General features: G+C 71.5%; 28 protein-coding genes. 9 read left to right on the top strand and 19 right to left on the bottom strand.

Going from position 1 to position 25060, the window contains the following annotated elements; all coding sequences use genetic code 11:
- The first annotated feature begins 29 nt into the window (after positions 1–29).
- Positions 30–485, top strand: coding sequence for a GNAT family N-acetyltransferase (locus J2S57_RS28590; protein ID WP_370882718.1), 456 nt, complete (start codon positions 30–32; stop codon positions 483–485).
- A 49-nt stretch (positions 486–534) separates the two neighbouring features.
- On the opposite strand, the gene J2S57_RS28585 is transcribed toward J2S57_RS28590, so the two are convergent.
- The 3 genes from J2S57_RS28585 to J2S57_RS28575 form a co-directional block, all read right to left on the bottom strand.
- Complete coding sequence (locus J2S57_RS28585) at positions 535–1773, bottom strand: DUF1996 domain-containing protein (RefSeq protein WP_307248710.1); 1239 nt, start codon at positions 1771–1773, stop codon at positions 535–537.
- A gap of 120 nt (positions 1774–1893) precedes the next feature.
- On the bottom strand, positions 1894–2523 hold the full coding sequence (locus J2S57_RS28580) for a response regulator (RefSeq protein ID WP_307248707.1): 630 nt from the start codon (positions 2521–2523) through the stop codon (positions 1894–1896).
- A 52-nt stretch (positions 2524–2575) separates the two neighbouring features.
- Positions 2576–3991 carry a sensor histidine kinase gene (locus J2S57_RS28575; protein WP_307248706.1) on the bottom strand — a complete coding sequence of 472 codons (1416 nt, stop codon included), beginning with the start codon at positions 3989–3991 and terminating at the stop codon, positions 2576–2578.
- 119 nt (positions 3992–4110) lie between these two features.
- Between J2S57_RS28575 and J2S57_RS28570 the strand changes: the two genes are divergently transcribed.
- A complete protein-coding gene (locus tag J2S57_RS28570) occupies positions 4111–5172 on the top strand; it encodes a DUF1996 domain-containing protein (protein ID WP_307248704.1) in 1062 nt (353 codons plus the stop codon).
- Between the two features lie 119 nt (positions 5173–5291).
- Here J2S57_RS28570 and J2S57_RS28565 read toward each other — a convergent pair whose 3' ends face one another.
- Both J2S57_RS28565 and J2S57_RS28560 read right to left on the bottom strand, forming a co-directional pair.
- Complete coding sequence (locus tag J2S57_RS28565; protein ID WP_307248702.1) at positions 5292–5915, bottom strand: maleylpyruvate isomerase family mycothiol-dependent enzyme; 624 nt, start codon at positions 5913–5915, stop codon at positions 5292–5294.
- Positions 5912–6385 carry a MarR family winged helix-turn-helix transcriptional regulator gene (locus J2S57_RS28560; RefSeq protein ID WP_307248700.1) on the bottom strand — a complete coding sequence of 158 codons (474 nt, stop codon included), beginning with the start codon at positions 6383–6385 and terminating at the stop codon, positions 5912–5914. The genes J2S57_RS28565 and J2S57_RS28560 overlap by 4 nt, the downstream gene beginning before the upstream one ends.
- Positions 6386–6772: 387 nt before the next feature.
- Between J2S57_RS28560 and J2S57_RS28555 the strand changes: the two genes are divergently transcribed.
- The 3 genes from J2S57_RS28555 to J2S57_RS28545 all read left to right on the top strand — a co-directional run bounded on the left by J2S57_RS28555 (position 6773) and on the right by J2S57_RS28545 (position 8223).
- Entirely contained in the window at positions 6773–7069 is a 297-nt protein-coding gene (locus J2S57_RS28555) for a hypothetical protein (RefSeq protein ID WP_307248698.1), read from the top strand.
- Positions 7070–7148: 79 nt separating this feature from the next.
- The gene (locus J2S57_RS28550; RefSeq protein ID WP_307248696.1) at positions 7149–7382 is read left to right on the top strand and encodes a DUF397 domain-containing protein; all 234 of its coding nucleotides are present in this window, start codon (positions 7149–7151) and stop codon (positions 7380–7382) included.
- A gap of 415 nt (positions 7383–7797) precedes the next feature.
- On the top strand, positions 7798–8223 hold the full coding sequence (locus J2S57_RS28545) for a GNAT family N-acetyltransferase (RefSeq protein ID WP_307248694.1): 426 nt from the start codon (positions 7798–7800) through the stop codon (positions 8221–8223).
- 48 nt (positions 8224–8271) lie between these two features.
- Here the strand turns inward: J2S57_RS28545 and J2S57_RS28540 are convergent, their stop codons facing one another.
- Positions 8272–9528 carry an MFS transporter gene (locus J2S57_RS28540; protein ID WP_307248692.1) on the bottom strand — a complete coding sequence of 419 codons (1257 nt, stop codon included), beginning with the start codon at positions 9526–9528 and terminating at the stop codon, positions 8272–8274.
- A gap of 70 nt (positions 9529–9598) precedes the next feature.
- Here J2S57_RS28540 and J2S57_RS28535 point away from each other — a divergent pair, with 70 nt between their 5' ends.
- Positions 9599–10537, top strand: a complete 939-nt coding sequence (locus J2S57_RS28535; RefSeq protein WP_307248690.1) for a LysR family transcriptional regulator — start codon at positions 9599–9601, stop codon at positions 10535–10537.
- A gap of 12 nt (positions 10538–10549) precedes the next feature.
- On the opposite strand, the gene J2S57_RS28530 is transcribed toward J2S57_RS28535, so the two are convergent.
- From J2S57_RS28530 to J2S57_RS28495, 8 genes are all read right to left on the bottom strand, one after another.
- Complete coding sequence (locus J2S57_RS28530; RefSeq protein ID WP_307248688.1) at positions 10550–11248, bottom strand: hypothetical protein; 699 nt, start codon at positions 11246–11248, stop codon at positions 10550–10552.
- A gap of 99 nt (positions 11249–11347) precedes the next feature.
- Positions 11348–12346: a site-specific integrase gene (locus tag J2S57_RS28525; protein WP_307248686.1), complete on the bottom strand. Its 999-nt coding sequence runs from the start codon at positions 12344–12346 to the stop codon at positions 11348–11350.
- A 120-nt stretch (positions 12347–12466) separates the two neighbouring features.
- Entirely contained in the window at positions 12467–12898 is a 432-nt protein-coding gene (locus J2S57_RS28520) for a hypothetical protein (protein ID WP_307248684.1), read from the bottom strand.
- A 214-nt stretch (positions 12899–13112) separates the two neighbouring features.
- On the bottom strand, positions 13113–13403 hold the full coding sequence (locus J2S57_RS28515) for an ArsR/SmtB family transcription factor (RefSeq protein WP_307248682.1): 291 nt from the start codon (positions 13401–13403) through the stop codon (positions 13113–13115).
- A 336-nt stretch (positions 13404–13739) separates the two neighbouring features.
- The gene (locus J2S57_RS28510; RefSeq protein ID WP_307248680.1) at positions 13740–14339 is read right to left on the bottom strand and encodes an NUDIX domain-containing protein; all 600 of its coding nucleotides are present in this window, start codon (positions 14337–14339) and stop codon (positions 13740–13742) included.
- 186 nt (positions 14340–14525) lie between these two features.
- On the bottom strand, positions 14526–14978 hold the full coding sequence (locus J2S57_RS28505) for a GNAT family N-acetyltransferase (protein WP_307248678.1): 453 nt from the start codon (positions 14976–14978) through the stop codon (positions 14526–14528).
- A complete protein-coding gene (locus J2S57_RS28500) occupies positions 14975–15406 on the bottom strand; it encodes a DUF4180 domain-containing protein (RefSeq protein ID WP_307248676.1) in 432 nt (143 codons plus the stop codon). The genes J2S57_RS28505 and J2S57_RS28500 overlap by 4 nt, the downstream gene beginning before the upstream one ends.
- 181 nt (positions 15407–15587) lie before the next feature.
- Positions 15588–16220: an FMN-dependent NADH-azoreductase gene (locus J2S57_RS28495; protein WP_307248674.1), complete on the bottom strand. Its 633-nt coding sequence runs from the start codon at positions 16218–16220 to the stop codon at positions 15588–15590.
- Positions 16221–16345: 125 nt separating this feature from the next.
- On the opposite strand from J2S57_RS28495, the gene J2S57_RS28490 reads away from it, so the two are divergent.
- A complete protein-coding gene (locus J2S57_RS28490) occupies positions 16346–16951 on the top strand; it encodes a MarR family winged helix-turn-helix transcriptional regulator (RefSeq protein WP_307248672.1) in 606 nt (201 codons plus the stop codon).
- 120 nt (positions 16952–17071) lie between these two features.
- On the opposite strand, the gene J2S57_RS28485 is transcribed toward J2S57_RS28490, so the two are convergent.
- Complete coding sequence (locus J2S57_RS28485) at positions 17072–18424, bottom strand: MFS transporter (RefSeq protein ID WP_307248671.1); 1353 nt, start codon at positions 18422–18424, stop codon at positions 17072–17074.
- Positions 18425–18645: 221 nt separating this feature from the next.
- Here J2S57_RS28485 and J2S57_RS28480 point away from each other — a divergent pair, with 221 nt between their 5' ends.
- Positions 18646–19338, top strand: coding sequence for a response regulator transcription factor (locus tag J2S57_RS28480; protein WP_307248669.1), 693 nt, complete (start codon positions 18646–18648; stop codon positions 19336–19338).
- 322 nt (positions 19339–19660) lie between these two features.
- Here the strand turns inward: J2S57_RS28480 and J2S57_RS28475 are convergent, their stop codons facing one another.
- The 4 genes from J2S57_RS28475 to J2S57_RS28460 form a co-directional block, all read right to left on the bottom strand.
- Entirely contained in the window at positions 19661–19828 is a 168-nt protein-coding gene (locus J2S57_RS28475; protein WP_307248666.1) for a hypothetical protein, read from the bottom strand.
- Positions 19829–19899: 71 nt separating this feature from the next.
- Positions 19900–20304: a hypothetical protein gene (locus J2S57_RS28470; RefSeq protein ID WP_307248664.1), complete on the bottom strand. Its 405-nt coding sequence runs from the start codon at positions 20302–20304 to the stop codon at positions 19900–19902.
- A 273-nt stretch (positions 20305–20577) separates the two neighbouring features.
- On the bottom strand, positions 20578–22410 hold the full coding sequence (locus J2S57_RS28465; RefSeq protein ID WP_307248662.1) for a helix-turn-helix domain-containing protein: 1833 nt from the start codon (positions 22408–22410) through the stop codon (positions 20578–20580).
- 151 nt (positions 22411–22561) lie between these two features.
- A complete protein-coding gene (locus tag J2S57_RS28460) occupies positions 22562–23527 on the bottom strand; it encodes a tyrosine-type recombinase/integrase (protein WP_307248660.1) in 966 nt (321 codons plus the stop codon).
- 139 nt (positions 23528–23666) lie between these two features.
- Here J2S57_RS28460 and J2S57_RS28455 point away from each other — a divergent pair, with 139 nt between their 5' ends.
- Positions 23667–25037 (top strand): GNAT family N-acetyltransferase, encoded by a 1371-nt coding sequence (locus J2S57_RS28455; protein ID WP_307248657.1) that lies wholly within the window; start codon positions 23667–23669, stop codon positions 25035–25037.
- Positions 25038–25060: the final 23 nt, after the last annotated feature.

Raw genomic sequence — 25060 nt, 5'->3', positions numbered from 1 at the left:
CGTCTGCCACCATGAACGCCGTGACCGGTGTGCTGATCTCGCTCGACGACCTCTCGGACCCGCAGGTGGTGGCCCTGCTCGAGGGGCACGTGGCGCAGATGCGGGAGGTGTCGCCGCCGGAGAGCGTGCACGCGCTCGACGTGGAGGCGCTGCGGGCGCCGGCGATCACGTTCTGGGCGGCGCGTGACGGTGATGAGGTGGTCGGCTGTGTCGCGCTGAAGCGTCTGGACGACGACCACGTGGAGCTGAAGTCGATGCGCACGCTGCCCTCGCGGTTGCGGCAGGGGATCGCGGGGCAGTTGCTGCGTCACGCCGTGAACGAGGCGCGCGAGGCCGGGTACAAGCGCATCAGCCTGGAGACGGGCAGCGAGGACTTCTTCGAGCCGGCCCGGAGTCTCTACGCACGGTACGGGTTCCTGCAGGCGGAGCCGTTCGCGGACTACACGCACGACCCGAACAGCGCGTACTTCACGCTGCAGCTGTGAGATGCGAGAACCCCCGGGGACCGGCCCCGGGGGTTCTCCTCACGGGATTTCAGCCCGCGAGCTCGTACTTCTCGTTGAGCGCGGCCCCGCGGTCGGGCTTGTACAGGTCGAAACCGCGCGGGTCGCACTGCAGTCCGCCGTTGATGCAGTGCTCGACCAGGGCGGCGAGGGTGGGCGCGTCCCAGCCGTTGAAGAAGTCGTAGTGCCAGCTCCAGTCGGTGCCGCTGGACAGGCGCACCTTCGACATGTCGCCGGAGACGTTGAACGCCATCTTGAACTCGACCATCGGCACGGCCACCGGGTGGGTGGAGGGGCAGACGCGGCGGTTGTCCTCGACGACCGGGTAGGCCATGTGGCTCTTGTGGTCGGCTGAGTCCAGGTGCACGCCGTCCCAGCAGCTGGGGGCCTGCATGCGGATGTTCAGGTAGCTGCCCTCGCGGCAGTGGTCCGGGATCTCGAAGTTGTTGGCGCTGTCGCCGCACTCCCAGCCCTCGACGGTGCCCGGGTGGTTCTCGAACTCCTCCTTCGTCTGTGTCGGGCTGCCCACGACGTAGCGCAGGCCCTGCGGGAACGCGCGCACGGTGCGGTAGTCGGAGACCCCGGACTTGTAGTAGATCGTCTGCTTGTACTGGGTGGTGACGAGCTGGTCGCCGTTGTAGATCGACGGGTGCCAGTACCCGGACCGGTCGCCGGGCGTGATGCAGCTGGTGCCACCGGCCTTCAGCGACGCCGTGGTGCTCTTGGCGTTGGTGTCGTCCGAGCCCATGAACGTGTGCATGTGGCTGGCGCCGGCCATGCCCGGGTAGACGATCGGGTCGTCCGCCTCGTGGTGGCTCATGTAGCAGTTGGCCTGGAACTCGTGGTGCGTGGAGACGCTCGGGCCCGGGTTGAACGCGTGCTCGGGGGCGATGCCCTTCACCGCGGGGGAGACCGTGTCGGACTCGCCCGGGTCGAGGTTCGGGTTGTACGCCGGGGCCTTCACCATGCCGGGCATGTCGTGGTCGGCCGGGTCGCTGACCGTGGACGTGGGCGCCTTCGGGTCGACCGTGTCAGTGGTGTCGGTGCTGCCGGTGGTGTCGGTGCTGTCACCCGGGGTGTGGGTCGGGTGGGAGGTCTCTGCCGTTTCAGGGGCGGCAGAGTGCGTGGCCGTGGCGGAGTGGCGCGGGCCGTGGTGTCCCGCAGAGGTCCTCTCGGAGCTGAACGCGGGAACACCGCTGGACACCGCGACCAGCACCCCCACGAGCGTGGCGCCGACGACACCGCCGGCCACCGTATAGCGTCGTTTCACTGTTCGCGGATCCTTTCGGGACGGTGTGCTCGGACGTCCCGAAGTCTGTCGGCGCGCGGCCTGTGCGCTCGCCGGTCGCGGGTCCCGGTTGCGGCCCGGGGCAGGCCCAGATCTGTGGGCCTACACCTCTCCCTGCCAGCGGGCCACGGCCTCGGTGCGGTGCCGCACACCGAGTTTCGCGTACATGTGGTTGAGGTGGTTCTTCACCGTCTTCTCCGACAGCACCAGGTGCCCGGCGATCTCGGCGTTCGTCATGCCCTTGACCAGCAGGTCCATCAGCTCGCGCTCGCGGCGGGTGAGGTCGAAGCGGATCCGGGCGGCGGACTCGCGCTCGGCGCGGTCGCGCAGCTGCCGCACGGCGACGGCGGCGGCGACCGGCGCCAGGAATCCCTCCCCGGCGGCGACGGCCCGCACGGCGCGCAGCAGCTCGCCGGCGTCGAGGGAGTTGTGGCTGAGGAAGCCGCTGGCGCCCCGGGCGAGCGCGGCGGTGATCACTGTGTCGCTGTCGTCGCTGGTCAGCAGGAGCACGCGGGTCTGGTCGGCGAGGTGGGAGAGCACCTGCAGGCCGTCGGCCACCGGCATCCGGTGGTCGAGGAGGGTGACCTCGGGGCGGTGCCGGGCGACGACGTCGAGGGCGGCGCGGCCGTCACCGGCCTCGGCGACCACCTCGAGGCCGCCGAGCTCGAGCATGGCCCGCAGGCCGGCGCGCACCATCGGGTTGTCGTCGACCACCGCGACCCGGATCGTCATGGGCGGAGATTGTCACGGGTGGCCCGGTTTCACGAAACTCCGCCGACCGGCGCTACCCGGACAGCGGCGCCCACAGCACGACCTGGGTGCCGCCGACCGGGCCCAGGTCCCCCGCGCCCGACCACACGCGCAGCCGCCCGCCGATCTGCCCGGCACGCTCGGCCATCCCGACCACGCCGTAGTGCCCGTCGGCCGAGAGCCGGGTGAGGTCGTCGGGAACGCCGAAGCCGCGTCCGTCGTCGCGCACGACCAGGCGCAGGGTGCGGCCCTCGCGGGTCAGGTCGACCCAGGCGTGCTGGGCGCCGGAGTGTTTCGCGACGTTGCCGAGGGCCTCGCGCAGGATCCGCAGCACCTCGTGGCGCACGGGCAGGTCGACGTCGACGTGCGCGAGGCCGGTCTCGACGGGCAGGCCGGTGCGGGCCGACCACTCGCGGCAGGCGCGTTCGACGGCCTCGGGCAGCGTGGTGTCGAGGTCGTCGGCGCGCAGCATGCCGAGCAGTTCGCGGGCCTCGTCGGCGGCGGTGCGGGCGCCGGTGGCCACGGTGTGGGCCAGATCGGCGGCCAGATGCGGCTTCTGCTCGATCTGCTGCACGGCCACGGGCAGCGAACCGGCTGCGAACGACAGCCCCCGCAGCGTCTTCTCGACCGAGTCGTGCAGCTCACGGGCCATCCGGGTGCGCTCGGCGGCCACGGCCGAGCGCTCGATCGAATCCAGCGCGGAGCGGGCCAGGTTCACGTGCCGCACCACGGCGGAGCGGGCGGTCGCGGCGGCCAGCCCGACCAGCACGTAGAGCGTGGGAACGCCCGCCAGGTACACGGCGAGCGTCGTCGGCACCCCGTCGATCTCGTCGAGCCGGATGATCCACGCCACCACCACGTAGGCCGCGACGGTCTGCAGCACCCAGACCGGCCAGGCGCGCAGACCGGCCGCGACACCGAGCACCGCCGCCGACCCGCACGAGAACGAGAAGAACACCGGTCCGCCCTGCATCACCGCCACGATGCCCGCGCCCGCCGCGAGCTCGGCGACCACGAACAGGGGCCAGCGCACGACCGTCTCGGGACTGCGCACGAGCACCACGAGTTCGGCCGCCGTCACCGTCACGGCGATCAGCGTGCCCAGCAGCAACGGCACCGGATCGGGCTCGATCAGGGCCGCGGCCGCCACCAGCATGAGCGTCGCGCCCAGCCGCAGCAGCAGCACGAACTGGCACAGCCCGGCCACACTCTCGGTCGCGCCGCTCACCCAGTGCCGCGGTTCGACCAGCTCACGGGCCCGCGAACGGCTGCGCGGCCCCGGCCCCGGCCCCGCTCCCGGGGCTGGTCCCGGGGGTGGCGGGGTGCGCTCGCGGCCTCCGGTGCCCCGGGGGCCGAGGGTGCTTGAGGACGGGGTGGTCGCGCGGGCGTCACGGCCCGCCAGCGCGGTGGTCGGGGTGGCCGGGGTCGGCTCGGGGGTCGGCCCGTTCATGCGGGCAGCATAGGGTGACCGATCGGTACCGACCGGACGGCCGGACGGCCGGGTGGGCGGGTGACCGGGTGACCGGCCGCACGTGCGCGAGCGAGCGAGCGACGACGAAGGAGTGGTGGATGCGGTTGCCCGGCGGTCGAGCGGGCTGGATGGCCGACTGGAGCGTGCGGCAGATGGTGCTGGCAGCGGTGCTGCTGGTGCTGTTCGTCGGGGTGGCCGCGGTGGTGCCGGTGCTGATCCTGCCGGGCGCCGAGCCGGAGCGGCAGGCGTCTCCCACCCCGGGGGACGCGCCCGGGCCGACGGTGTCCACGCCGGTGACCGCGTCGTCCTCCAGCACCCCGCGCGCCCCTGAGGTGAGCCCGTCCCCGCAGGTGACCCGCAGCGTCGACCCGTTCCGGGTGAGCCCCGCGGTGAAGGCGCGGGCGGCCGGGAACCCGGAGCGGGCCAGCTACCAGGAGTTCCCGAGCGTGTGCGCGCGGGTGCGCACGACCACGAAGGCGCCCGTCGCCGGACTGGCGGGACGCGGCGCGAGCTACGACGTGTTCGGCAGCACCGCGCCCCGCCTGAGCGCCCCGGGCCGCATCCCGGCGGCGGCCTCGTCGTGCCTGAATCCCGGTGACCGCTCCACCTACTGGGTTCCCTCGCTGGAGCAGGGCGGCGAGGTGATCGAGCCGGAGTCGTTCCAGGTGCTGCACAAGAGCGGCGTCAGTGACTACACCAGCGTGCAGCCGGCTCCCGCGGGCCTGCGCATCCTCGGCGGAGGCGCCGGGGCCGCTCCGTCCGCGGCGGGTGAGAGCACCGTGACGTGGGCGTGCACCGGCTACGACGGCCACACCCTGCCCGAGGCCGGAACCTGCCGGGACGGAGACCGTCTCATCGCCCGGATCGCCGCCCCCGGCTGCTGGGACGGCCGCCACCTGGACTCCTCCGGGCATCGCGCTCACCTGGCCTGGGCCGCCTCCGGCGGGTGCCCGGCCAGTCATCCGGTGGCGGTCCCCACGCTGCTGGTGCGCGTCGCGTACCCGTTCGACGCGGCCGGCACCGTGAGCGTCTCCGGCCTGGACGACGACGAGTACGGCTTCGGCGCCGTGACCGGCTGGGAGCCGAAGACCCTCAGCCGCCTGGTGCGTGACTGTGTCAACGCGGGTGAGCACTGCGGCGCGGACGGGCAACCGGACTGAGAAGGCCGGTCGCCGGCTCGAGCCCGGCTGCCCGTCCCCGGCCGTCCCCGACCGTCCCCGGCCGTTTCTGGCCGGTCGCAGGCGGTCGCAGCCTGGGAACCCTTCTCCGCCGCGGATGCTCAGCGCAGCTCGATGCGGCCCGGGCCGCGCAGGTCGGCGAGCGCGGCCGCCCGTCCGGTGACGGCCAGGGCGAGGGCCTCGGCGGGACCCTCGACCAGGTCACCCTCGCCGTGGGACCAGTCGAGGTCGGTGGCGCTCAGCCGTAGCCCCTGCAGCGAGCGCACCCCGAACAGGGCCCGAGCGGGTCCGGGGGCGGTGAGGTAGTCGAGCACGAGGCGCCACTGGTGCAGGGGGACGTCGTGCTGCAGGCCCAGCGGACGGGCCAGGTCGCGCAGGTGCACGCAGGTGTCGACGTACGGGCCCATCGGCCCGACGCGGGGCGGGTCGAGGCGGTCGCCCGCGTGCCGGCGCAGCTGCTGCACGAGCTCGGCGCGGGGCCGGCGGGCCAGGCGGCGCGTGATGTGGTCGACGGTGCGGTCGGTGTCGCCGCGGTAGCGGATCGCGGTGACGAAGAACCGGGGGAAGCCCACCACCATCGGCTGCACGAGGTGGGCGGCCATCTCCTGGGCGCTCCAGCCCGCGCACAGGGTCTCGGTGCGCCACTGCTCGTCGTCCAGGCTCTCGAGCAGGTCGGCCAGCAGCAGGCGGTTCGCGGTGGTGAGGGCGTGGATGTCGGCGCTCATGGGCGCGCGGCTTCCGTGGCGGTCCGGCTGTCGGTCCGGCTGTCGGTCCGGTGGGGTTCCCGGCTGTCGGCTCGCAGGGTCTGGGCGCGCTCGCGGACGTCGCGGTTGAGGGCGGTCAGGACGCGCAGGGCGGTGCGCAGGTCGTCGTCGGTGCATTCCTTAACGGTGTCTGCGCCGAGGTGGGCCTGTTCGGTGCTGCGGATTCGGGTGCTCATGTCCTTTCCGGCGCCGGTCAGGGTGATGAGGACCGATCGGCGGTGCCGGGGGTTGGGCCGGGTGTGGGCGAGGCCGAGTTCGGTGAGGTCGTCGACGTGCCGCTGCACGCCCTGACGGGGCAGTTCCAGGCGTTGGGCCAGGGCGGGAACGGGCTGGGGGCCGCCGGTTTCGAGGAGCTGCAGCACGGCGCGCATGCCGACGGTGATGCCGTCGGGGCGCCACATCGTCTCGACGACGCGTGCCGAGTTGAGCACGAGGGGTCGCACCTGGGCGAGGAGGCCGCTGAGCAGTTGCCCTCGATCGGCTGTGAGGTTGCTATCACCGGGACTCGACATGACATCAATGATGTCATGTGCTGGCGCTCATGAGGAGCTCCTGTTGCCCTGATGGACACATGAGGCTCGCTAAAGAAAAGCAGTGGCACTATGAGCATTACCCAGTGCAATGTTTACGTCGGTTAGCGCGATCTTCTGCTCGCTCTGGGAAATGGTTGCCGCACTGGTAGTCACGACACATCGACTGAACGGCTGAACTGGGCTTTTTCGAGGAATGGGGGCTATCTTTCCGGTGAGTCGGGAGGTAGCGGTATCCGCGTCACCGGCGCTGCGGATACTGACGAATTAACTACGAGGAGTAATGGGATGGATATCGACATCGTCACCACCACCGGGGAGCGGTCCACCGTGACGCTGACCCGCAGCGGTGATGGTTCCAGCGTCGATGTCTGGTACTGCGACGTGCAGCACGCACACATTCCTCTGGACGAGCTGCGCGGATGGCTGGCCCGCCGGGGGTCGCTGCGTGAGCCGGGTCGATGGGGGCGCGTGGAATTCACGCTCCAGGAGGGGCGCACGCTCCTGACGGTCCGCCCCGAGGTCGTCGACCAGCCCCTCGTTCTCACCGAGTTGTCCCGGCTCACGGGTCCCGAGAGGTCCTGAGCAGTTTCTTTCACCGCCCGGCCGCCGGTTGAGGGCGGCCACCTGAACCACCGATGAACCGAGTGATGGGAGAGCGGTCATGTCCGCAACCGAGGTCAATCTGCTGAGCAACGACGACGAGAGCCTGGTGTGGAGGAAGTCCTCGTTCAGCGCCGTCAACGGCAACTGCGTCGAGGTCGCGTTCCGGGGAACCGGTGACGTGGCGGTGCGCGACAGCAAGGCCAAGGGGCTCGGGCCGGTGCTGAGCTTCAGCGGCGACGCGTGGGGCGCGTTCCTCGACGGCATCGCCTCCGGCGAGATGCACGGCGCCTGAACCACGTCCGACCATCATCTCTGGAGCCCTCGACCTGAGGGATTCCGCAGATCAGCAGGTGACGGGTACCTGGTCTGCTCGCATCGCGGTGTGATGCGTGGAGGCGAGGCGGTCAGGGGTGCGACCTCGTGCTGCGCGCGGGGTCTCGCGGACCGTCCAGGCCTTGTACTCCGGCCCTTTTCGCTCTGCACCGGAGCCCTGCGTGGCTTCGTCATGCCTGCTGACGCCCACCCGCGCGGCACAGCCCGGACCGGGCGTCGCGGCGGGTGGGAAGCAGTGCACCCGTTGACCCTAGGTTGAGCGCCGGTACCTGTCCGGCAGTTCACCGAACTGTGACCTTCGGCGGGCATCCTTTTCGGCCTCCTGTGCGTCAGGGGGCGTTTCCGGTGGTGCCGGACGCCGGTAGATTGCGGTCGTGTTCGAACTGCGGGCCGCCGGCGGCGACGACATCCCCGAGCTGCTGGCCTTCTGGGGCGGCGCGGCCGAGAACGCGGGCCGGCCCGGCGATTCCGGCCCGGCCGTGCAGAACCTCCTGGCCCGTGACCCGCAGGCCCTGCTGCTGGCGGTCGATGCGGGCACCGGCCGCATCATCGGCTCGGTCATCGCCGGTTTCGACGGCTGGCGCTGCCACCTGTACCGGCTGGCCGTGGCTCCCGACCGGCGCCGTCAGGGCATCGCCACGGCCCTGATCGCGCAGTCCGAGGCCCGCTTCCGTGAGCTCGGCGGCGCACGCTCCGACGCGATGGTGCTCGACGAGAACGTCTCGGCCCAGAGTGCCTGGTGGGCGCGCGGTTACCGGCTGCAGGAAGACTGGTCGCGGTGGGTGCGCCCGCTTCCCTGAGAACGCGGTGAGGGCGCACCCTTCGGGGCAGATCAAGGCCAGGTCAGGTCAGGTCAGGTGCTTGGCCGCGGTGACCCGCACGGCCTGGGCCAGGGCGATCAGCGTGATCACCAGGACCGCCAGCCCGGTCCAGCCCCATCCGGCGAAGAACAGCCCGCCGATCCAGCCGACGACGCTGGAGCCCAGGTAGTAGAAGAGGTTGTACAGGGACGCGGCCTGGGCCCGCCCCCGGCGGGCGCGGGCCCCGACCCAGCCCGAGGCGATGGCGTGCGCCCCGAAGAAGCCGCCGGTCAGGACGACCAGCCCGACCACGACCAGCGCGAGCTCACTGGTGAGCGTGAGCAGCACCCCACCGGCCATGACGAGCGAGCCCAGGGCCAGCACGCGGGCGCGCCCGAGTCGTTCCACGAGCTGCCCGGCCTGGCGTGAGCACACGGTGCCGGCCAGGTAGGCCAGGAACAGCAGGGACGTGAACGCCGCGCTGAGGCCGAAAGGTGCTGCCTCGAGGCGGAACCCGAGGTAGTTGTAGACGGCCACGAACCCGCCCATGAGCAGGAACGCCTGCGCGTACAGGGCCAGCATCCCCGGGTCGCGCAGGTGCGCGCCGGCGGCGACCACCACGTCTACCATGCTGGTCCGGGCCGAGCGCACGAAACCCCGGGCGGGCGGCGCCAGCAGCACGAACACCCCGGAGGCGAGCGCCGCGACCAGCCAGGCCAGGCCCACACCCCAGCGCCAGCCCCACAGCTCGGCGGCCGGACCGGCGATGATGCGGCCGCTGATACCCCCGAGCGTGGTGCCCGAGACGTAGGTGGCGGCCGCGACCGCGGCGTGCGAGGGCCGGATCTCGTCGTGCAGGTAGGTCAGGGCCAGGCCGGGGATGCCGCCGAGGGCCAGCCCCTGCAGCACCCGCAGCACGATCATGCCCTCGAAGCCGGGGAAGAGCGTCCAGGCCAGGCCGAGGAGCGCCGAGGTGAGCAGGGCCCAGCGCATCGCGGTGAGGCGGCCGATCCGGTCGGCGGCCCACGACCAGGGCAGCACCCCCAGGGCCAGGCCGATCGTGCCGGAGGAGACCAGCAGCGCGGAACGGGCCTCGGACACGTGCAGGTCCGAGGCGATGACGGGCAGCGCGCCCTGGGGCGCGTAGAGGGCGGCGAAACAGGCGACACCGGCGGAGAGGAGGGCAGCGAGGATGCGCCGGTACTCGCGCGATCCCTGCGCGTGCCCGTCCCAGAGGTCCATCGGCTCGGCGCTGAGTCGGGGAACACTTCCTCCGGCGGTGCCGTCCGTGGGGGAAGTCTTCACACCCCGGACGTTAGGTGCGCACCTGAGGCTACTCAAATGCATGAATGACTGACACGCATAGCATGAACGCATGCATCATCACGACGAGCCCGGGCGGCCCGACCCGGGCGGCCTGCGCAAGGTGCTCTCCGCCCTGCCCCTGCTGACGGCCGTCGTGGACACCGGCGGGATCTCGGCCGCCGCGGACGAGCTGGGCGTACCGCAGTCGACCGTCAGCCGCGGCCTGGCCCGCCTGGAGGCCGAACTCGGCTGCACACTCCTGGAACGCGACGGACGCGGCGTGAGACTCACCGCCGCGGGAGCCGAGTTCGCCGGTGCGGCCCGCCGCGCCCTGGACCTGATCGGCGAGGCCGTCGCCCAGGTGCGCGACGACGAGGCCCGCCGCGACAACCGGGTCTCGATCGTGTTCCAGAACTCCCTGGGCCGCGCCGTGATCCCGGCCCTGGTCAAAGCCCTGGTCGAACGCCGGCCGGGAACCCAGGTCGACCTGCGCCAGGGCGGGCGCGCCTACTGCCTGGCCGAGTTCGACGCCGGCGCCGACCTGGTGCTCGTCGCCCCGCCCGCCCAGCCCGACCAGGGCGTCCTCACCGTTCCCCTCTACACCGAGCACCTCGTGCTGGCCGTGCCGGGCACCCACCGTTTCGCCGGCCGCGACGCGATCGCCCTGCCCGAGCTCGAGAACGAGCCCACCCTCGTCCTGGCCCCCGCCTACGGCCTGCGCGTCATCACCGATTCCCTGCTGCGTGAGGCCGGCGTCCGCGTGACCCGGGCCTTCGAGGGCGAGGACCTGGCGACCATACGCGGGCTGGTCGCCGCCGGCCTGGGCGTGTCGATCGTGCCGCCCATCGGCCCGGCTCCCGATGTCGTGGAGGTCCCCATCGACGACCGGCGCGCCACCCGCGAGGTCGCGGCCTCCTGGCGCACCGACGCCCCCAGACGTCCGGCCCTGGCCGCTCTGGTGGACGTGGTGGCCTGGGACCGCTCCTGGCTGCCGGAGCATCCCGCCTAGGCTCCCGGGTTCTCAGAACGCCGAGACCGGTCTGTGGCGCTCGCGGCGGGACAGCGTGCTGATCAGGGCGGACTGCCCGTTGCGGCGCACCGACAGCCGGGTGAGGAGGTTGATGACCGGGGTGAACACCTCGTCGGGGAAGACCGGGGTGGGCACGCCGATGCTGAGGGCGAGATCGTCGCTGTGCACGACGATCTCGAGCATCCGGGTGAGCAGGAACGCGTCGCGGGGGAGTGCCCAGGTCTGCCAGGGCAGCGCGGCGTGGTCGGTGGCGGTGCCACCGGTGAGCAGGGTGGTCACCCGGGCGATGTCGCTCGCGGTGCTCGTGCGCCAGGGGTGGACGCCCCGGGCCGCCTGTTCGTCGGAGTCGCTGCGGTCGTTCTCGGGGTCGTCGGGGGAGGTGGTGGTGACCCACGCGGCGTTCGCGTAGTGCTCGTCGGCGCTGGACAGCAGGGGGAGGCCGCTGGGGTTCTCCGGGCCGGTGGGGATGGCCGGGTCGGTGAGGATGGTCGGGTCGGTGGGGGAGGAGAGAAGCTGGTGGGTGTGGGTGAGCTGCTGGGACAGGTGGCAGGCCAGGGCGCCGACGGACATCTTCGGCAGGACGCTCTGCTCGGCCCAGCGCTGCTCGACGGCGGGTTCGGCCGCGAGGTGCTCGAGGGCGGGAAGGGCGGCGAGAAAGGTTTCGTCGTAACGGTCTACGGGGTTGTTCATGGGTGGTGATTGTGTCAGCTCGGCTCAGCTCAATGATGATAACAGGCTACTGCGCCTTTCTCACTCCCTACCATGAACACCCGCCTAGGAAAGGAGGCCTCAGGCCAGTTCGTTCTCTTCGAGGGTGAGGAGGGAGCGGCGCAGGTGGTCGAAGGACATGGGCAGGTGGGTGACGGGGACGCCGTCGCGGCCCAGCGGCAGGGACGTGCGGGAGCCCGCGCGTAGTTCGGCGTTGAAGTTGCGGGCCTGGCCGACGTAGCTGCGTTCGAGGCCGCGGGGGTGCAGGGGCAGGCCGGCGGGGCGGATGGTGCCGTCGTCGGTGGGGGAGGCGCGCACGGAGACCCAGAGGGTTTTCGGGGGGCTGCCCTCGAGGCGGGTGACGAGTTCGTGGCGTACGTCGAGCCAGTTCTCGATGAGGCGGGCGAGGGCGGGGTCGACGGTTTCGCGGCCGGTGTACCCGATGGGTGCGGGGACGTCGGGGGGCAGGGGGAGTGCGGGGACGGTCATCTGACCGTCGGTGCCGGTGCGGACGTCGTCGAGGTTCAAGGAGCACAGGTCGACGGGGCGCAGGGGAGTGGTGATCATGACGGCGAGCATGGCGCTCAGGCGGACGGCCGCCTTGGACGGTGGGTCGAGGGCGACCAGGTCGAACGCGACGTGGCGCAGGGCGCGGGCGTTCATCGGGGTGGGGGTGCGCAGCTGCACGGCGGGTTCGGTGTGGGTGATCGGGGTGCTGCCGTTGGCCAGGGCGAGGGCGCGCAGGGCGGCGGCCCGGGCGCGGGAGGCGGCCTGGCTCTGGGACGCGCCCTGGCTGAGGCTCTTGGCGAGGATGCCGGTGGCGGCCCAGGGCAGGAACCAGGCGGCGAACTCCTCGCTGATGATCTCGGTGACGTCGAGACGGGAGGCTGTGGCGTAGACCTGCTCGGGCAGGGTGTCGCGGACCTGCTCTTGAGTGGGCACGTCGCCGTGGATACGCTTCAGCGCGGCGGCGGTCAGGGCCTGGCTGAGGGCCCATTCGCGCTGGCGGCGGGTGGAACGGGATGCCCCGGAACGCTCGAGAACGCCGAGGTACGACTGGATCGCCGTTCTTGCCTGCACGGTGGCGACGATAACAGGCCATGTGCTCAGGGCGAAGACTCACTTGGTTTCGATAACAGGCCTTGAGCTTCCTTCTTCGTCTCCTCGTCCTGAAAACCGGCTCCGGACCGGCCTGGATCTCTACCAGCCGTAGTCGTCGTCGAAGGATTCGGGGGCGGGGCGGAGCATCTCGTCCTGGATGGCCCAGTCCTCGGTGTCGATACGCACCCAGGCGGGGACGGGCATGTGCCGGACCGACCAGGCGTGGTTGTGGATCGACGGTGCCAGGACGTGAGCCTGGTACACGTCGAGGTTGACGACCATGACGCCGAGGGTGGGCACGAAGAACGACCAGCCGCGGGGAAAGTCTTCGTGGGCGAGGACTTTCTGGCCGCTCAGACCGGTGGCGTGCAGCCCGGGGTAGTCGGGGGCGGGGCTGAGGGCCAGGGCGTCGAGGGCTGCGTGTGTGGCGGTGTCGAGGTCGCCCTGCTCGAGCTTGAGGGCGGCACGGCCCCAGCCGAGGGTGAGGGCGTCGGCGTGCTCTGCGGCGTTGCCTGCCGTCATGGGATCCACGTTCAGCAGGCTAGGTGCCCGGGTGGGCCGGAGCGGCCGCTCGTGCGGGGCGGCGCGGGTCAAACACCCGTCTGTCGTAGGCGAAATCGGTGGTGACTACAGGCGGTTGTGGGCTGCCGGGGTTGTGGGCTGCCGGGGTTGTGGGTTGCCGGGGTTCGGGGGCTGGCGGGGTTCAGGGGATGTGGCCGGGTGGGGGTCCGGTGCGGGTGGTTGGTCAGAGTTCGCGGCCGAGGGCTTCGACGAAGGCGGCGATGCGTTCTTCGTTGCGGCGGTAGTGGATGAACTTGCCGATGCGGGTGGCCGTGAGGAGGCCGGCCCGTTCGAGCATGGTCAGGTTGGCCGAGGTGGTGGACTGGGCCAGCCCGGACTTGGCCTGGATGTGCGTGGCGCAGACGCCGACCTGGGTGCGGTCGGCGGTGGGTGGGTACATGCCGAAGTGGCGCTCGGGATCGCGCAGCCAGTGCAGGATCTCGACGCGGACCGGGTTGCCCAGGGCGCGGAACACTTCCGCGAAACCGCTGGCCCGAGGATCCGGCGCCGGGTGTGCGCGGGGCTCGGGTCGTGGACCGGACCGGGTGGGGGGTGGCGTCTGTGCCGGTGCGCCGACCGGTGCGTGAGCCTGCGCGTGGGGCGGCGGTCCGGCGGGTGCCTGGCTCTGTGGGCTCTGTGGGCTCTGTGGGCTCTGTGGCGCGGGCCGTGGCACAGGCGATGGCACGGGCGATGTAGGTGTCGGGGGTGGTTCGTGTGCGTTCATCGGATCGACCATCTTGTCCGTCGCTGTCACCGGCCGTCAGCGTACGCGCAGGTGGGGGCGGGCAGGCTCGGTCGTGCGGGGGAGGTTTCACTCCGCCGCCAGGGCGTCGAGGGCGCGGCCCAGATGGGGGTCGAAGCGGGCCGGGTCGGCGTGGCGGATCTCCGCGGGGGTCCACCAGCGGACCTGGGTGAATTCGCGGGGGTCGGGAGTGAGCGGCTGGGTGCGGTTTCCGGCGAGCGCGAACCAGAGGGTGATGTCGGTGTGGGTGCGCTCGGGGGTGTCGCGGGTGGGGGTGACGGTGAGGAGGAAGGGGTGGCGGCCGTGGTGGGGGTCGGGGTGGGCGGGTGTGCCGAGTTCTTCGTGGGTTTCGCGGCGGACGGTGTCGTAGGGGTGTTCGCCGGGTTCGACGTGGCCGCCGGTGGGTAGCCAGAGGTGGGCGAGGCGGTGTTCGCAGAGCAGGACGTGGGTGATGCGGGCGTGCTGGTCGCGTTCGACGAGGAGGAAGTAGGAAACGAGGTGGGGGTCGGGGGTGCGGGGTTTGGTGCGCCGGTAGATGTCGTCGGTGTGGGCGAGCCAGTCGAGGGTGGTGTGCCGGTGGTCGGCGGCGAGGTTGTCGTGCGGATCGAGATTGGCGACGAGGGTGGTGATCTCGGCCTTGACGGTGGCGGGCGTCTTGGTGGGGTTCATGGCGGTGATCGTGCCAGGGGGTCCTGACAGTTTGCGGGTGGTCCGGTGGGTCGCTGCGGGTGAGGGGCGTGGTCGGGTGACCACGTCGTCCCTCATGGGTGTGGTTCAGAGGTGGGTGGTGCGCCCGAGGATGATTTCGTCGGCGAAAGTGCCGTTGACCCAGCCGGCTTCGCGTAGGACGCCTTCCTAGGTGAAGCCGGCGGCGAGTGCGGTGTGGATCATGGCGCGGTTGTCGGCGAGGGTGCCGATCTGGAGGCGGTGCAGGCCGCGGGTGGTGAAGCCGTAGTCGGTGAGGAGGCGGACGGTGTCGGTGCCGATCCCCCGGCCGCGGTAGGCGGGACGCAGGGTGATGCCGATGTTGGCGTTGCGGTTGTGCTGGTCGATGCCCCACAGGGAGGCGACGCCGGCGAGGTCTCCGGTGGCCAGTTCGACGATGGAGAACTCGGCCGTGGCGGGGTTGGCGGGGGTGGGGACGGCGAACGGGCTCTGGTCGGGTGGCAGGGGTGCCCAGGGGTGCCCGCTGGAGCGGGAGCGCATGAAGACGTCGTCGTGCAGTTCGTCGTGCAGGACGGGGACGTCGGCGGTGAGGCGTGCTCGTAGTCCGGCTTTTTCGCCGCGGTGGCTGAGGGAGTCGCTCATGCCTGCAGTCTTGCGCGCAGGGTGGCGGGGGTGGCGGTGAACCAGAGGTGGTGGCCGTGGTTGCTCTCGCGTACGAGGTCTTGCAGAGGTTCGCTGCGGCTGGTGTGGGCGCTGATGTCGCCGGTGATGGCCAGGCCGAGGCGGTAGTTGACGAACTTCTGGGTGATGGCGCCGGCCAGGCCGGTGCTGAGGTGGAAGAAGCTGTCGGTGAGGCGGTCGGCGGGCAGTGCGACCCAGGTGGCGCCCTGCCAGGCGGCGGTCCCGACGAGGTCGGTGGCGTCGGCCTCGGTGGCGATGACGGGGGCCTGTGGGTCGTACCAGGCGACGGTGTGGGCGCCGATGCTCTCGAGGGTGCTCTCGAAGGTGTTCCCGGGGGTGCTGTCGGGGGTGTCTTCGGGGGTGCTCGCGGGGCTGGGCTCGCTGGTCACGGGGTCACTGTAGGCAGGCGACGGGCCGGGGCCGAAAGGGTTTTCCGGCTCGGGCGTGCGTGATCACGGCCAGGGACCCCTGGCCGTGATCACGTGGTGGTGCCCCCACCCGGGCGCTGGGACGCCGCTCCCGTGCACCTGTGAGGTCGGCCCGGGTGAGGAGTTGTGGGGCTCAGGCCGTTCAGGCGGTGGCGAGCGCCTTGCCGGCGGCGGAGGCGGCGGTGTGGGCCTCCTGCTTGAGCTGGGCGCCGAGTTCGGCGAACTGGTCGAGGGCCGGGTTGACGCCGACGAGGGTGAATTCGCGTTCGACGACGGTGAGTTCGGCGCCCCAGACGTCGGCGATGACGCGGCGCAGGTAGGGGGTGGAGTGGTCCCAGCCGTGCTTGGGGGTGCCGGGGGAGTAGTTGCCGCCGCGGGTGCTGAGCAGGACGGTGGGCTTGCCCTCGAGGATGCGTTCGGCGGGGGTGCCTCCGGCGATGACGAGGTTGATCCAGTTCTGGATGTGCGGGGAGACGCCCCAGTTGTAGAGGGGGGCGGCGATGACGACGTGGTCGGCGGCGACGAGTTCGTCGTGCAACTGCTGGGCCAGGGCGACGGCGTTCTTCTGGGCCTCGCTGCGCTGGTCCTCGGGGGTGTAGCCGGCGCCGATGGCGATGGGCCAGGCGTCGGCGGGCAGGGGCTCGCTGCCGAGGTGGCGGGTGACGACCTGCTCGTCGGGGCGCTCGGCCGTCCAGGCGGCGAGGACGAGGTCGGCCAGTTCGCTGCTGGCGGAGCCGGGGCCGAGGATGCTCGCGTCGATGCGCAGGAGGGTCATGGTGTTACTCCCAGGGGTTGGGTGATTCCGGGTCGTGACGCACCCGGCTCGATCGGGTTGAATGTTCAACTCGATGTCGATACTGCCACTCGTCAGTTGAACATTCAATCCAGTAATCTGTGCGTGTGAGTGACGACACCCCTTGGCTGGCACCGGAGCAGCTGCACGCCTGGATGCATGTCAGCGCCGCTCTGACCACGTTGCCGGCGGCGATCGAGTGCCAGCTCAAGCGCGACAGCGGCCTGAACTGGTTCGAGTACTCGGTGCTGGCGTCCCTGGCCGAGACACCCGGGCACGCGAAGAAACTGTGCGAGCTGGCGGTGATCTCCCACGGCTCCCAGTCCCGTCTTTCGCACGCGATCAGCCGCATGGAGCGCTCGGGCTGGGTCGAGCGGCGCAGCTGCATGGAGGGCTCGGCGCGGTCGGTCGAGGCGGTGCTGACCCCGGCGGGACTGGCGAAGATCGTCGAGGCCGCTCCCGGCCACGTGGTGAACGCCCGCAAGCTGGTCGTGGACGCGCTGAGCCCCGAGGAGTTCGACCAGCTGCACCAGGTGCTGCGCAAGATCCTGCTGGCCGCGGCCCCGGAGATGATCGAGCTGATCGACACCTCGTTCGCGGAGAGGAACTCCGCGCTGCCCGGCGGGGCAGAGGGCCGAGCAAGCATCGGGGCAGACAGCGGAGCAGGGGACGGGGCGGAGGGCCTGCGGACGCCGGTGGTCACGGGCGACTGAACCCGCCCACCCGACCACACCGGTGGGTGCCCTGTTCGTGCGTGCGGTGCCCCGATGCGTCCGCCGTTGGACGGTTCCTGCGAGCGCGAAGGTGAGCGCGAAGGCGGGCGTGCAGGGCCGTCAGGCCGGCCGGGGCTCGTTCCGGAGTTCGTTCCCGGGTTCGTCGAGGTAGGTCGGGGCGCGGTTCTTCAGCACGAACACGTACACGGTCAGGGAGATCGCGATGCAGGCGATCACATAGAGGGCGAACTGGGCGACCAGGTCGTGTTTCTTCGCGGCCTCGTACAGCACGGGGGCGGTGCCGCCGAACGCCGAGTTCGCCAGTGCGTAGCCGAATCCCACGCCCAGGGCGCGTACGTGGGTGGGGAACAGCTCGGCCTTCACGACCGCGTTGATCGAGGTGTAGCCGGTGAGGATCACGTACCCGGTGACGAGCATCGCCCACGAGGCCAGGGGTGTGGTCACGTCCCGCAGTTCCTGCACCACGAACCAGGTCCAGGCCAGGCCGCCGACACCGAAGAACACCAGCAGCGGTTTGCGGCCCACCCGGTCGCTGAGGTAGCCGCCGGCCGGTTGCAGCAGCATGAGCACGGCCAGGGACGTGAAGTTGATCCAGGTGGCGGTCATGCCCTGCCCGGCGTACGCGGCCTTGACCGTGGAGGGGCCGTTGACGCTGTACGTGTAGAACGCGACCGTGCCCCCGAGCGTGACCAGGAAACACACCAGCAGCTGCCGGGGGTAGGTGGTGAACAGCTCCCGCAACGAGCCCGAGCGGTGGCCCCGTGCGGTGAGGACGAGCGACTCGTCCATGTGCCGGCGCAGCCACAGCACGACCAGCGCGGCGAGTGCGCCGATGCCGAAGGCGATGCGCCACCCGTACGAGCTGAGCTGATCGTCGTCGAGGAACACCTGCAGCACCAGCAGCACGGTCTGGGCCAGGAGGTGACCGCCGACGAGCGTCAGGTACTGGAACGAGGAGAAGAACCCGCGGCGCTCGCGGGTGGCGGCCTCGGACATGTACGTGGCCGAGGTGCCGTACTCCCCGCCGGTCGCGAAGCCCTGCACCAGGCGGCATCCCAGCAGGACCACGACGGCGGCGGTGCCGATCTGCTCGCGGCCGGGGGTGAGGGCGATGACGCCGGAGGCGAGCGCCATCAGGCTGACGCTGAAGACCAGGGCGGGGCGGCGGCCGTGCCGGTCGGCGTAGCGGCCGAAGAAGACCGAGCCGATGGGGCGCATCAGGAACGTGACCGCGAAGATCGCCATCGTGTAGATGCCGGCGTTCGGCTCGTCGCCGCCGAAGAACTTCTCCTCGAAGTACGAGGCGAACACCGTGTAGACGTACACGTCGTACCACTCGACGAGGTTGCCGAGGGAGCCGCGGATCGTGTTCAGGACCGCCCGGCGGTGACTGGTGGGCGCCACCGGGACCGGCCGGGACTGTTCAGGTTCGTGCCCGGTGGTCCCCGGCATGTGCGGCCCCCTCACGTCGCGACATGCTCACTGTACGTGCTGCCACGGTCACCGAACATGGTGTGCGGGCAGACTTTACGAAGACTTTGCGTCCTCGGCGGGCTGCCGCCGGGATGGGTGCGCAACCTACGATGACCTCCTGACCAGCCTGATCGGCCTGACCAGCTTGTTCGGCCTGATCGGCGTGGGCTCGCAGTGGCTTTCGGGGACGGGGTGAGTGGATGGGCGTGCGGGTACTGCTGGTCGAGCCGCCCGGTACCGGCTCACGCCGTCTGGCCCAGGCCCTGCGCGCGCACGGCTACGACGTGGTGCACGCCCCCACCGCGGCCCGCGGTGACGAGCTCGTGCACTCCGGTGCCGGCGTGGACCTGCTCCTGCTCGACATGGACCTGCCCGGAGGGGAGAGCACCCGGCTCGCCGGGCGCCTGAGCGGCCGTCTGCCCGTCATCGCCCTCAGCAGCGGCCCCTCGCAGGTCGAGGGCCTGGACGACGAGCTCCTGCGCCCCTACTCCCTGACCGTGCTCCTGGCGCGCGTGGACGCCGTCACCCGCCGCGCGCTGCCCCACCTGAGCCTGGCCCGGGCGCAGGTCGACTTCGGGATCCGCCTCGAGGCCGACACCCGGTGCATCCACGGTCCCGCCGCCACCGTCGCCCTCACGGCCAAGGAGTGCGACCTGCTCGGCGCCCTCATGCGCAGCCAGGGAGCTGTCGTCACGCGCCAGGACCTCATGGCCGAGGTCTGGGACATCACCTGGGTCGGCGCCTCCCGCACCCTCGACGTCCACATCGCCACGCTGCGCGGCAAACTCGCGGCCAGCGTCGGGCACGTGTCCTCCGACCGTGAGGGCGCCTGCACCCGCATCGACACCGTACGCGGCACCGGCTACCGCCTCGTGCCCGCCGGGGCCCACTAACGGTTGCCCGGCGGCCCTCCAGGGGCTTCCCATGTTGGGTCCTCCAGAGGCTCCCCATGATGGACGCCGCGGCACTCACCTTCGCGCTCGCGGGCGGCTCGGGCAGCCGTGACGCCGGCCGGGCCGCTTCCCGTGAGGACACGGGTGCCGCAGACGTCAGGTGTTCGGGGTGTTCCGGGGTGGTCGGTCGGCGGGATGGCCCGGACCGGCAGATCCCCTCCTGCGTCCGGTCCTGACCATCCCGACCGTCCCGAACCATCCCGACCGTCCTGACCATCCCGTCCCACGTCCCGATGAGCCCTCTGACCAGCAGCCGGAGCGGTCAGCCGGTGGGGCCGCCGGCGGGCGCGTGCGGTGTGGATGCCGTGCGCCGGGCCTCCTGCACCCCGGCCTGCACGATCTGCGCCGACGCCGAGGTCACCACGATGCCCAGCCCGGCGGTCGCCAGGGCCGCGAGCGCGGTGCTCAGCCGGCGCAACGTCCTGCTCATGTGCTTGTCCTTTCGTGAAGGTGTCTCGTTCCGGGCACCGTTGCCGGGTGCCGTCACGTTCGCCGTGACGTTCACACCGGCTGCAGACAGCGGGCGCCGGTGATGACGTAGTGCTTGTTGTTGTGCACGGCGACCCAGGCCGGGCCGCTGACCGCGAACGGCGGGTTCACCGGCGGGACCATGAGGACCGTGCCGGTGTACGTGCAGTGCTCCGGGACCCGGAACAGGTCCCAGTCCTCCCGGCCCGGGGTGCTCTCGCCCTGGGACAGCGTGTCGGTGCGGCTGCCCGAGCACGGGACGTTCCCGTCGCAGCGGCTCTTGGCCACCAGGACCTCCGCACCGACCTGATTCGTGGTGCCGCTGCACAGGACCCCCGCCGTGCACGCGTCGTCGGCCTGCGCGGGCCCGGACGAGACCATCACCGCCCCCGACGCCAGCACCAGCGCCCCACCGAGCACCGACAGGCTCCTCATCATTCGCCTCATGATCGTTTCCCCCTCGACCGACGGATTGAGCTGACGAGACCGACGGTAGACATCCCACCCGCACCACCGGAACCGGATAACCGCCCCGCGGGACGACGGGACGCCCACCCCCGTCCCACCAGCACGAACACCCCGCCGTGGGACGCAGCTCCCGCCGTCTCCCGCCGTCGCCCGGCATGTCCCAGGCATGTCTCCGCCGTGCCCCCGCCGTCTCCCTGTCGTGTTTCCGCCGTGCCCCTGCGGCTTGCACCCGCCTGCGGCCCGTCAGCCGAACTCGATCAGGACGGGGCGCTCACCGATACGCACCGCATCCCCCGGCGACACCTCGGCCGAGGACCCGTCCAGCTCCCGTACCCGCCGGGCCCCGGACCCCAGAGTGATGTCAGCCGTGCCGGACTCGGTCCACCGGATCACCGCCGGCCGCCCACCCGGAACCAGACTCGCGCCATCCCCGTCATTTCCTCCGCCGCTGGTGGCGGAGGGAACCTCGTGCGGCGGCTCGGGGGGCGGCGCCTCGGAGGCCGGTTCCGGGTCCGGCAGCAGGAACCAGCACTGCCACACGGTGGGCGGGAGCCCGTCGGTGGCGCCGTGCCCGCACTGCGTGATCTGCGCGCCGCGCAGCCAGCTCCGCAACCGCCCGACCATCACCGCCGCCCGGGTCGCCCGGCCCCCGACCGGTTGCAGCACGATCGGTATCCGCGTGCCGCCCCAGTTGTAGAAGTACGAGCGCTCATACCGCACGTACAGCCCGACGAGATAGAACCGCACCGCATAGTCACCGGCCCGCTCCTGGTCCAGATGATCGGCCGTCGCCAGCCGGTAGGCCGTGCCCGTGTTCCAGGTACGCATCACCACCCCGGAACGACGCATCGTCGCCTCGATCAGCCCCGCCAGCTCCACCACCGATTCCGGCGAGCGCCCGTTCTCGCGCTGGTGCAGCTTCACCGACGCCACGTCGCAGTACGAGAACCCGCCCAGCTGCGCGAACTGCGCCAGGTACTCCCGCGAGCGCACGTTCCACTGATCACCCAGACCCGGGCACACCACGTCCGCGCCCGGCGCGCCGTCCCTCACGATCGCGCTGGCCCGCCGGGTCATCTCCACCAGCGTGCGCGCACTGCCCGTGAAGAACTGCGGCGAGGGAGCCAGGTTCCACAGCTCGTACGCCTCCACCCGGTCGCCGTACCGGCCCACGACCGCCGCCACGAACGCGTCCCAGTCCTCGAGCCGATCCGGGGCGGAGGCCCGCGACCCGTCGTCGTACGGCGCTCGCGGCCCCCGCGGACTCGCCCACGACGGGGTCGCCCCGAACGTGAACAGCACCGGCAGCCCCGCCCGCTGCGCGCCCGCCACCAGCCGGTCGGGGGTCGACCAGTCGAACGTGCCCCGCCGCGGCTCGATCTTCGCCCACGTGGACCCGCTGTCCCACAGACGTACCGCACTCACCCCGGTGAGCGCGGAATCCGGCATCAGCCCCGTGGAACTGTTCACCGTCACCCCGAAGAACCGCTCCGGCACCGGTTTCGGGGAGTCCCGCCACGCCGGCCCGTAGAACTCCTGCGCCCCACCCAGAGCACTCACCGACCCGGACCCCGCCACGGAACCGAACCACCCGCCCGGCACCCCGAGCAGAACCCCCGCACCCACCACCGCGACGAACACCACCCCGACGCACACCACCAGGAGCACCACGGCCCCGGCACGCACACCCCGCCGGCCCGCCCGCCCGACCGGCCCGTCCGGCCCGTCCAGCCTGCCGCCGCCATCGGTGAGCGGGGTGCGCTCGCCGCCCCGAGGCGTCTGCCATCCGGTTTCTGCGGGTGCCTCGTCAGCGGTCGCGCGCACCCACAACCGGTGCAGTCGCAGGAGTTCATCGCGGCTCGCACCGCACCCCGCCGCGATGGTCTCGACGACACTGAACGACTCCGGAACACCTGCTCCCTGGCAGTACCGGTGCAACGTCGAGCGGCTGATGCCCGTGCGCCGCGCCAGCACCGTATAGCTCTTGCCGCAGCGCTCTTTCAGCCCGCTCAGACACTCGGCCAGCTCCTCGCGGGCCGCCCCCGGTGCACCTGCCGAACCTGCGCCATCGCTCAACGGGTCCCCCAACCCTCGGCTGAACGTATTGCAGCACACGCCACCGACAGTCATGCCCCGTCGGCACAACCCCCAAACCCCGCGACCCCCGCACGCCCCGACAGCACGGCTACCGACAACACGGCGACCCGGGCACTCGGCAGCAACACGGCTACCCCAGGAAGGCGTCCTCCACCGCGGTCGCCACACTCGCCAGACGCCCCAGCGTGCCCGCCCCCCGGTCGTACGCCTTGGTGTTGTTCAGGCTCGCGTGGCCCATCCCGTCCTGCAGACGATCGATCTGCGCCCCCGCCTGATCCAGGTAGATCGTCGCGTGAGAAGCCCTCAGCACGTGCGGCGTCACGTCCAGCCCCACCCGGGCCCGCCGCGACACCCGCACCGTCAGGTTGTACAGATCCCAGTACGTCAGCCGCCCACCCTGCGCATTCACCAGCAACGGACCCGACGTGCGCTCGCCGATGTACTCACTGACCAGATGACCCGTGCCGGGGGACAGGGGCAGCTCCTGCCGGCGCCCACCCTTGTGCGTGACCGTCAGCGTCACGTGCCCGAAGTGATGACGCACGTCGCTCACGTCGAGACTGACCAGCTCGGTGGCCCGCAACCCCCGCCCGAGCAGCACCCGCATCGCCACGTACGACACCTCACCCAGGCCCTGCGCCGCCTCCAGGAACCTCGCCGCCTGCCCGGTGTCCAGCGCCGCGGTCGCCGAGAAGTCACCACCTCGCGGACGCTTGATGTGCGCCGCGGGGGAGGACGCGAGGATGTCCTCACCCACCAGGTACGCGTACAGCGACGACACCGCCGCCAGCTTCAGCCGCACCGTGTTCGCCGACGCCGGCCGCCCGTGAAAGCCCCCACTGGCCTGGATGTGCCCGCGCCAGTCGTCGACATCACCCCGGCGCGCGTCCAGCGGATGCAGCGAGCGCCCCCCACAGAACTGACGCCACTGCAGCTCTGCCGTCGCATACGTCTTCACCGTGTTCTGCGCCCGCTGCGCGATCAGCCACGCCCGCACGAAAAGCGGCCACGCATCCCCGTTCCCGACCTCGAACTCATCAGGCACGAACGACGCGGCCGGCAGCGGATCGACCGGCTCCAGCTGGGACTCGAACACCTGTCCCATCATGTCAGAACGCCCCGACCGGCACCGGTCCGGCATTTCCTCCCGCGCCCCCGACAGTCCAGGCTGGACCAGCCGCACACAGGACACACCCGCGAACCACCCGCGAACCACCGAGGAGACCAGAGCACCGATGGCCACCCGCACCCCGCGCGACAGCCCGCGCGTCCGCACCCGCGCCACCACCGGCGACGACCTCGACCTCTTCGTCACCACCGTGCACCAGGCCTTCGGCGCCTTCCCCGAAACGCCCGCCGACAGCCCCGGACGCTGGTGGTCGGCCCTCGAACTCGACCGCGGCATCCTCGCCCACACCACCAGCGAACCCACCGAACCCACCGGACCCGCCGACCACGGTGAACCCGCCGACCACGGTGGACGCCCGGTCGGCACCACCGCCTCCTACACCTTCGACCTCACCCTCCCCGGCCCCCAGCACCCGACCCCGGACACCGGCCCGGAGAACCCCCTCCCCACCATCTCCGTCGCCGGCGTCACCTCCGTCGGCGTCCTGCCCACCCACCGCCGCCAGGGCGTCCTCACCGCCATGATGCGCCACCAGCTCACCGACCTGCGCGAACGCGGCGAACCCCTCGCCGTCCTCCTCGCCTCCGAAGCCACCATCTACGGCCGCTTCGGCTACGGACCCGCCACCCACACCACCCAGATCACCGTCCCCCGCCACCGAAACGCGCTCGCCGCACCCCGCGCCCACACCCTCGTCCCCCCGACCCCGGAGAGCCGGGAGACGAAGGCCGACAACGGCACCGTCGAGATCGTCCACCGCGACACCTGCGGCGACATCCTCGAGACCCTCTACGACCAGTACCGCCGCCACCAGCCCGGCGCCCTCAGCCGCCCCCACCACTGGTGGGCCCGCCGAGCCGGCCGCCCCCCGATCTCCTGCGCACCCCGCTACATCGCCCTGCACCGCGACCACACCGGCACCCCCGACGGGTACGCCAGCTACACCCTCGACCAGGGCACCCTCACCGTCGACGAAACCATCACCACCACCACGAGCGCCCTCACCGCCCTCCACCACTTCACCCTCAACCATGACCTCACCCAGCAGACCGTCCTCAAACACGTCCCCCGCAACCACCCCCTGCGCACCCAGCTCAGCGACACCCGCGCCGCCCAGGTCACCAACGACACCGACTGGCTCTGGGTCCGCATCCTCGACATCCCCCGCGCCCTCACCACCCGAGGCTGGGGGAGTACCGACGCCGACCTCGTCCTCGACGTCCACGACCCCTTCCTCCACGAACACACCCGCCACCACCTGCACACCCACAACGGGCACGCCACCTGCGAACCCACCGACCGCGACCCCGACCTCACCCTCGACATCCGCGACCTCGGCTCCCTCTACCTCTCCGGCACCACCCCCAGCACCCTCATCCACGCCGGCCACATCCACCCCCACCACCCCGAAGCCGCCGCGCTCGCGGACGCCGTCTTCGACACCGGCCAGCCGCCGCACTGCCTGCACTGGTTCTGAACGCGAAAACAGGAACACCGCAC

Source organism: Kineosporia succinea (assembly GCF_030811555.1).
In the GTDB taxonomy this organism is placed as follows: Bacteria; Actinomycetota; Actinomycetes; order Actinomycetales; family Kineosporiaceae; genus Kineosporia; species Kineosporia succinea.
Note: the sequence above shows the minus strand (reverse complement) of the source record. Positions and strands in the feature narration are given on the sequence as shown.